Here is an 8489-nt window from a genome sequence, read left to right on the forward strand (position 1 = left end):
GGTGGTGGCGTGACCAATGAGGGTGGTCGACTTAGCGGTCCATTTACAGTGAATGACAAAGGTTATGACACGGTCGCCGATGCGATTCAAGGAGAAGCAGCGGCAGCGAAAACTGAAGTTGAAGCGGGCAAGAACATGACCGTTGCAAGTCGTACTGGTGCCGATGGACAAACCATCTATGAAGTTGCGACCGTGGATGATGTGTCATTTGATTCAGTACAAGTGGGTGATGTCAACATTGATGGCAGCACAGGCAAGATCAGTGGTGTGGCAGATGGCACCATTGCAGCGGGTTCAAGTGAAGCGATCAATGGTGGACAACTCCACGGTGTTGCAGACAGTGTCCGAAGCGCAATTGGTGGTGAAACCGTCTTAAATCCAAATGGTTCGGTGACCACCAGCAATGTGGGGAACACGGGTGAAAATAACATCCATGACGCGATTGACTCGGTTCGTGGTCAGGCAGTTGCAGCCAAAACCACAGTTACCGAAGGCGACAACATGGTGGTCACTGAGTCAACCAATCCAGATGGCAGCACCAACTATGAGGTTGCCACAGCGAAAGACGTGAAATTTGACAGTGTCACGTCGACGGATGCAGAAGGAAATGAAACCATTCTGGATGCAAAAGGTGTCAGCTTGAAAGATCAGGATGGTAATACTACGATTCTAGGTCAAGACGGTTTAGGTTTTACTGACTCGATGGGGAATAGCGTTGGTCCACGTATTAGTGCAAGAGGTATTGATGCAGGCAATACCGTGATCACAGGTGTTGCACCAGGACGTATTGCAGCAGATTCAACAGATGCAATCAATGGTAGCCAATTAAAAGGCGTTGCAGACAGCGTATCAACTGCAATTGGTGGCAATACCACAGTCAACCCAGATGGAACCATTGTCACCAAGGATATTGGTGGAACAGGTCAAGACAATATCAACGATGCAATTGGTGCCGTAGGTAAAGCAGCGAAAGAGGCTAAAACTACCGTAAGTAAAGCGGATGGCGATGAAAATGTCACGGTGACTAGCAGTCCGAATAGTGAAGGTGGAACGGACTTCCAAGTTGGCTTGTCGAAGGACATTAAAGTCGATAGCGTGACCGCGGGTGATACGGTAATCAATGGCGATGGTTTAACTATTGCTGGTGGGCCAAGTGTCACTAAAGACGGCATTGATGCTGGCGATAACAAAGTCACAGGTGTTGCCGATGGTACGGTAGCGGCAGGCTCTAAAGATGCGATCAATGGTGGTCAACTCCATGGTGTTGCAGACAGTGTGAAAAACATTGTGGGTGGAAATACCACAATTAATCCAGATGGAACGATTGTAGGTGACAACATTGGAGGGACAGGCCAAGACAATATCAATGATGCGATTGGTGCTGTAGGCAAAGCTGCACAAGCTGCTAAATCATCGGTGAGTAACAAAGATGGCAATATTTTAGTCACACCAAGTACTAAAGCAGATGGCAGTACGGATTATGAAGTTGGTTTAGCCAAAGACATTACCGTGGATAGTGTGACGGCTAAAGATGTTAATGCCAATCAGGTCAATGTGGGCGGTGCTGGTGGAACCACGATTGCAGCAGATGGTGTGCGGATCGTAGATGGGCCAAGCATGACCAAAGAAGGCATCAACGCAGGCGGCAAGAAAGTCACAGGTGTTGCGGATGGAGCGATTGCCAGTGGTTCTCAAGATGGAATCAATGGTGGTCAATTACATCGCTCTTATGAAGATGTTGGTGCAGCGCTTGGTGGCGGTGCGGGTTATGACCCAAGCACTGGCTGGAAAGGGCCAAGCTACGATGTTGCAGGTGGAAAATATGACAACGTTGGAGATGCATTAGGCGCAATTGATAACCGCGTAACCAATTTGGGTGATCAATTACAACAAGCCTTCTACGATACCAACAAGCGTATGGATAAGTTGGAAGACAAAATGTCAGCGGGGATTGCTGCAACGGCTGCACTCGAAAATGCACCTTTTGTTCCGGGTAAACTCACCATGGCAGCAGGTGCAGCGTACTACAACGACCAAAGTGCAATTGGTGTGACCTTCCGTAAGACAGCGGACAATGGTCGCTGGTCATTAACGACGGGTGCTGCGATGGGTAGTCAAGGCAATAGTCCATTGGTTCGTGTTGGTGTAAGTACCATCATTGATTAAGTCTTTTAGGAGAGTCGTAAGGCTCTCCTTTCCATATACAAGAATTAAGTGAGAACAGATATGAATAAGATTCAAACTTTAATGATGATGGCATTAGCGGGCATTGCATTGAATAGTCAGGCGGTAACACCTGTTGAGGCGCAAGGCGAAGTCGAGTTACAAACGACAGATGAGGTGACTTTTCCTGAGGTGAATAAAAGCTATCTTAAACTGGTGAAGCGTTATGAATATAACGATGTTGCCCGTTTAGATGTCGGTATGAACAAAGATCAATTCCGCCATATTCTCGGTAATCCTCACTTTAGTGAAGGCGTATTTGCCGTGAAAACATGGAACTATGTCTTAGATATTCGTGTACCTAATACACAGGATTATAAGCGTTGCCAACTGCGTATTGACTACGACAAGAAATACATTGCAAATCGCTTGTCTTGGAAAGGCGAAGAGTGTCAGGGCTTGATGACATGGGGCGTGAATAATGTTGTGCCTGCAGTTTTACCCGCACCGATTCAAGCTGCGCCACAAACGGGAACAGTGTTCTTTGCGTTTGATCGTTCAGATCGTAATGCGATAGAACCAAGTTCAACCAATCTTGCAACGATGGTGGGTGCAATTCAACAATCTCAAAATCCTGTGCTTGTTTCAGGTTATGCAGATCGGCTTGGTAAATTTGCCTATAACCAAGACTTGTCATCACGCCGAGCGAATACGGTTGCGCAATTGTTGGTACAGCAAGGAGTTGATCCTAAACGCATCCAATTACAAGTCAGTGGTGGAACAAGTCTTTATCAGGAATGTTCAGGTCAGGCACGCAATACACAACTGGTTCAGTGTTTAGCACCAAACCGTCGTGTGAATATTCAGTGGTAAGCTAAAATAATAAATAGAGCAGCTATAAATATAGCTGCTCACACTATTTATAAAAATATTTTTATAAACATATATTTCTGTGTGGAATAGGTTAAATGGGATTGTTTTTTGGGGTTAATATTTATTTATGGATTTGAATAAAGTTATGAAGCTAGGTTGTTCTTAATAAAACACTTTGTTTTTTATGAAGAGATTAGCTGAGATGGTTTTATTTTAAGAGATACTTTGGTTATATTTTTATAATAAAGGTTTAGAAATGGCAAAATACGAAAGTGCTTTTTATGAAGAAGGTAAAGAAATAGTCGAGGTTCTTGCAGTTGACTTGCGAGATGCTGAGCAGAGAGCAGTATTAAGAGAGAAAAATCTTTTTAATAAAAATAGGAATATTTTACTAGGCATTCGAAACCATCCAGACACACCCCATTTTTATAGGAAAAGTTCACATCGTGGTGATATTGATAAAGGTGAGCCTAAAGATACATCGCGACATGATGAAAAACGGGATGAATTTTTATACTTTCTTGAAAATAATGCGAACTCAACCTCAAGTGAAAATCTAAGAATTGGCATTTATGAAAAATGTAAGGAGGTCGGAAAGCATCAGCTTACCGTACTCAATTTATTGGAAAATTATCAGTGGGCAAAGGAAGTTAAGTTTTCTGTTTCTGAAGAAAGTTATTTACGGTTTGATATTTTTGGACGTTCTAAAGCGTACTTTGGGTGGGTCGAAAAACACCCCTATGTCGCTATAGAAATTGTGGATTCGCACTTTAGCTCTAAGGCGGCATTCAAGGCATTGTTAAAAATATCACAGGAATTTCCAATTTTTATTGGCTATATGTTTGTATCTCAAATACCTTATTTAAATACCAAAAAGAATGGAGATAAATCTAACTCCCCCAAACATATCCGCTTTAAGCACTACATTATGGATGGTAGCTTTTGGGATCAAGATGAAAGGGTAGATGAAGGTTTTGAGAAAATTGAGAAACATCAATCAGATGAATACTATAATTTTGTTTATGACAAAATTAAACCATTCTTAGCGTGAAATATGTCGCTTGCTTATGGATGAGTATTTGGATTTATAGCAAACACTTCGAAAATGGTTTGGCGTGCTAAATACTTGTCCTCTGTGGTCAATTCAATTCTATTTAACGGTTTAAATAGAGTGAATTGGCTATGGCAGCATGTTTGACCATTGTCATGCTTGTGTGAACAGAATAAATGGATATGATTGTCATCAACACGTGATCCTATCTAGCGAATAGTCAACTGATTGAAATTGATTACAAAATTTCAAATAGGATGGCTAATATTAAAAAATTATAAAAATGTTTCAAATGTAAATATGGCTTGCCTATTCTGTTTATTAAACACTCCTATAATGTTAATGTTTGTCTATTTTTTGATTTGATTTTAAAACTTACAAAAAAAGCAACTTGATTGTTAAGTTTTTAGATTTAATTGTTAAATACCCTCTAATTTTATTCTCTAAATTAAACAGTGCTTAATTAATAATAAAGGCACTGGATCATGAATAAAATATATCGCTTAGTTTGGAATAAATATTTAGGTTTATGGACGGTCGTTTCAGAACTTGCTCGTGGTACAACGAAAAAACGTAATGTTTCGGTGGAGACTACAGCAGCACTTAGCCCTCCCTTAAATGCAAATTCTCTTTATACAAAATCTCATCTAACGCCAGTCATATTGGCAACGGTTATGGGTTCAATTTTTTATAGTAGTCACACATTTGCGGGTTATGAAGCAGGTGGTGGCTCAACCTATAACAATTGTACAGCTGGTGTTGTTGGCAGTGGCACGAAATCGGGCAATAGTGTTGCTGTGGGAAATGGTTCTTGTGCCGCAGGCAATGGTGGCATATCTATGGGTTCGCGGGCCGATTCGAGCACAGCGCCCAATAATATTGCGATGGGCAGTAACGCAAAGACAGGAAGTAGAGTTTCAGGTACAACAGATGCCGCCCCTTTGAATGGTGGCAGTCAAATTGCGATAGGTAAAAATGCACAAACAGATACGGCTGGCTCAATTGCGATTGGAAATGATGCTAGAACAGGCGTAGGTCAAAACTTTGGTGTGGCTATTGGTGGTTATGCTGAAGCAACTGGCAATAGCGCAATTGCGTTTGGGCGTCGTACAGATGCAAGTGGTTTTGGTGGTGTCGCAGTCGGTGCCTATGCACAATCCTCAGGGAATGATTCAACAGCGGTAGGTTCGAATGCAACTGCATCTAAACAGGCTGCGACAGCATTGGGGAATCAGGCGAATGCTGTTGAGCGAGGATCAACAGCCGTTGGTTTTGGTGCCAATGCGGTTACGGTTGGTGCTGTAGCGGTGGGTGTAAACTCCTATGCTGCTGGACGAATCAAAGATGGTGAGGATTGGGAGTCAAGCGCATTTGGCTCTAATTCTAGAGCAGATGGTGCTGGTGCAGTGGCTTTGGGAAATTACTCAAAAGCCACTGCAGATGAAACACTCGCAGCGGGAAATGGTGCGCAGGCAACTTCTAGGTATGCTGCGGCCATTGGTACCTTAGCTGAGGCAACAGCAGAAGAAGCGGTCGCGACAGGTCATCAGTCCAAAGCGCAAAGTTTTGCCGATATTGCGATTGGAAGTGACGCAGCGACAGTAGCGGGCACAGGTGGTAAGAACATCGCCATAGGAAATAAGGTGACCACAGGTGCAATAGGGCAAAATGTTGCCATCGGTTCAGGAATCACCACAGCCAATTCATCAACTGCCGATGGTGGTGCAGTTGCGATTGGTCGAGATCAGGTTGCAACGGGCGATGGTGCAGTCGCGATTGGTGACCCAAATATTGTAAATGGTGACGGTGCGATTGTATTAGGGAAAGACAATATTGCCGCTGGGGATTTAGCAGGGACAACCGCAGCTAATGGTGCGGTCGCAATTGGGAATACCAACCAAGCTATTGGTCAGGGTTCAGTGGCTTTAGGGAATATCTCAACAGCCGCTGCGGCAGGTGCCATTGCTTTGGGTGATACTGCTAATGCTGCGGCAGCTACTGCAATAGCATTAGGTACAGAAACTCAAGCACAAAATGAAGGTGATATTGCAATTGGTCGCAATGCCCAAGCTTCAGGTGAGATTGCTAATGGAATTGTCAATTCTGCTGTTGCTATAGGGGCGAATAGCATTGCTAATCAGTCGAATACGATCGCTTTAGGGAATGAGACGGAAGCAACTGGTGCTAGCTCTTCAGCGATAGGTTCGAAAGCATGGGCAAGGGGAATCCAGTCAACAGCTATAGGTAATTTGGCCACAGCAAATGGTAATTATTCGATTGCACAGGGGGCTGATGTAGAGGCCGCTGGACATTATTCAATTGCGGTTGGTAGTTATGCAAAATCTGAAGGAGTCGCATCGTTAGCTTTAGGAAACTTAGCAAAAGCAGAAGGTGATGCTTCTGTGGCACAAGGTAACCAAGCTGAAGCTCTAGGAAACTCTTCGATTGCAACAGGCGATAAAGCTAAGGCACAGAGCGATAATGATATTGCATTAGGTAATAGTGCGACTACGGTTGCAGGTACAAGTGGTGACAATATTGCGATAGGAAACGCAGTCACCACAGGAGCGACAGGCAAAAATGTTGCAATTGGTTCGGATGGAACCACTGCTAATTCAGAAAGCGCAGACGGTGGCGCGGTTGCGATTGGTCGAGATCAGATTGCAAATGGTGATGGTGCGGTCGCGATCGGTGATCCAAACCGAGCAAGTGGTAGTGGTGCAGTTGCTTTAGGTAAGGACAATACTGCGGCAGGTGATACTGCTGCAAGCTCTTTGGCAAGTGGAGCAGTCGCGATTGGGAATACCAACCAAGCTATTGGTCAGGGTTCAGTGGCTTTAGGGAATACCTCAACAGCCGCTGCGGCAGGTGCCATTGCATTAGGTGATACTGCCAATGCACAAGCGACCCGTGGTGTGGCACTCGGTTCTGGTGCAACCGCAACCAATGCGGATGATGTTGCGCTTGGTGCAGGTTCGGTCACTTCAGCAGCCAATCCAACCGCCAATGGTACAGTCGGTGGCATCACTTATAACTATGCGGGCACAAGCCCAAGCAGTGTGGTCAGTGTTGGGAGCGAGGGTAATGAACGCCAAGTGACTAATGTGGCAGCAGGCCGTGTCAGTGAAACAAGTACCGATGCAATTAATGGTTCTCAGCTTTATTCAACTCAACAAGCCTTAGGAAAGCTCGCAGAATCCACAGCCAATCATTTAGGTGGTGGCTCGGTGGTGAATCCAGATGGCACAATCTCAGCACCTAGCTATATCGTCAATGAAACACCAATCAATAATGTCGGTGATGCGATTGAAGCGCTGGATCAAGGTTGGAATCTACAAAGCAATGGGGCTGGTGGTGCAGCGATCAAAGCTGGTGATACGGTTGATATTGGCACTGCTGATGGGGAGGAAAATCTAACCGTCACTAAAACGGGTAATGACATTAAATATGCTCTAAATCGAAATCTGAAAGTGGATAGCGTGACCGCAGGTGACACGGTCATCAACACGAATGGCGTTACGATTAATAATGGGCCAAGTATTACCAATTCAGGCATTGATGCGGCGGGTCATATAATTAGCAATGTCGGTGCAGGTGTTGCAGGTACAGATGCGGTCAATAAAAGCCAATTAGATGCAGCAACCGCGGCAGGTAAAAATACGGTGACGGATGGTAAAAATATCACTGTCACAGAATCAGCCAATGCTGATGGCAGTACTAACTATGAGGTCGCCACAGCAGATGATGTGGACTTTAATAATATGACTGTGGGCGATGTCACGATTGATGGCACAACAGGAAAAATTAGTGGTGTGACTGCGGGGGATGTGACTGCGACTTCGACCGATGCGATTAATGGTAGTCAATTGGCAGGCACAGCGAAAAGCGTATCAGATGCCTTAGGTGGTGGTTCGGTGGTCAATCCAGATGGCACGGTGACCGCACCAAGCTATGACATTAACGGAACGACGGTCGGTAACGTTGGTGATGCGCTATCAGAATTAGACAAAGGCTGGAACCTGCAAAGTAATGGTGCCAAAGCGGGTGCGGTGAAAGCAGGAGATACGGTCGATATTGGTACAGTTAATGGTGAAGAAAATCTCAGCGTGACCAAAGATGGGAATACCATTCAATATGGTTTAAACCGTAATTTGAATGTCGATAGTGTTCGAGCTGGCGACACCTTAGTGAATGACAATGGGGTGACCATTACTAATGGTCCAAGTATCACCAAAGATGGGATCAATGCAGCAGGTAATCCAATCAGCAATGTCGGTGCAGGCGTGAATGATAGCGATGCCGTCAATAAAGGTCAGTTAGACGATGCCGCTGCCGCCGCTAAAACCGAAGTGACGCAAGGCAAGAACATCACGGTTTCTAAAACCACGGGAGCAGATGGACA

4 protein-coding genes are annotated in these 8489 nt (G+C 44.7%); all 4 read left to right on the forward strand.

Going from position 1 to position 8489, the window contains the following annotated elements:
* Positions 1-2166 (forward strand): YadA-like family protein (locus F957_RS21310; RefSeq protein WP_016660562.1); only part of this gene is annotated, 2166 nt, incomplete at its 5' end.
* Between the two features lie 60 nt (positions 2167-2226).
* Positions 2227-3036 carry a trimeric autotransporter adhesin/peptidogylcan-associated protein TpgA gene (gene tpgA / locus F957_RS03155; RefSeq protein ID WP_016542003.1) on the forward strand — a complete coding sequence of 270 codons (810 nt, stop codon included), beginning with the start codon at positions 2227-2229 and terminating at the stop codon, positions 3034-3036.
* 256 nt (positions 3037-3292) lie between these two features.
* Complete coding sequence (locus F957_RS03150; RefSeq protein ID WP_016542004.1) at positions 3293-4087, forward strand: hypothetical protein; 795 nt, start codon at positions 3293-3295, stop codon at positions 4085-4087.
* Between the two features lie 485 nt (positions 4088-4572).
* On the forward strand, positions 4573-8489 hold a 3917-nt coding region (locus tag F957_RS03145), incomplete at its 3' end, for an ESPR-type extended signal peptide-containing protein (RefSeq protein WP_016660563.1).

Source organism: Acinetobacter gyllenbergii CIP 110306 = MTCC 11365 (assembly GCF_000413855.1).
GTDB lineage: Bacteria > Pseudomonadota > Gammaproteobacteria > Pseudomonadales > Moraxellaceae > Acinetobacter > Acinetobacter gyllenbergii.

Excerpts from the sequence above, each read along its gene's own strand:
- F957_RS03150 (WP_016542004.1), top strand. The coding sequence starts at position 3,293 with ATGGCAAAATACGAAAGTGCTTTTTATGAAGAAGGTAAAGAAATAGTC.
- tpgA (WP_016542003.1), top strand. The coding sequence starts at position 2,227 with ATGAATAAGATTCAAACTTTAATGATGATGGCATTAGCGGGCATTGCA.